General features: G+C 44.8%; 1 protein-coding gene. It reads left to right on the forward strand.

Annotated features, from left to right (window positions below):
• The coding region (locus R0J92_RS22205; protein ID WP_411053243.1) for a phytoene desaturase family protein at positions 1 to 317 on the forward strand (317 nt) is incomplete at both ends.

Raw genomic sequence — 317 nt, forward strand, 5'->3', positions numbered from 1 at the left:
TATCAAGATAACCAAAAAGGCACAAAGAACGAAATTGTCAAACAGCTTATGGTTATGGCTAAGACAGATGTGATTGTCATTGGTAGTGGAATGGGTGGTTTAAGTGCAGCAGCGTTATTGGCTCGCTATGGCTATCAGGTCACCGTTTGCGAGAGTCATACGATTGCAGGTGGGGCAGCCCATGCTTTTGAACGGCAAGGCTATATTTTTGATTCGGGTCCTTCTTTATATTCAGGCTTATCCAGTCCTTCTCCGAATCCTTTGCGACAGGTTTTAGAGGCAATCGGAGAGCAAGTGGCGTGTGTTCAATATGATAC

The sequence above is a fragment of the Tritonibacter sp. SIMBA_163 genome (genome assembly GCF_046535935.1).
Taxonomy (GTDB): Bacteria; Pseudomonadota; Alphaproteobacteria; order Rhodobacterales; family Rhodobacteraceae; genus Epibacterium; species Epibacterium scottomollicae.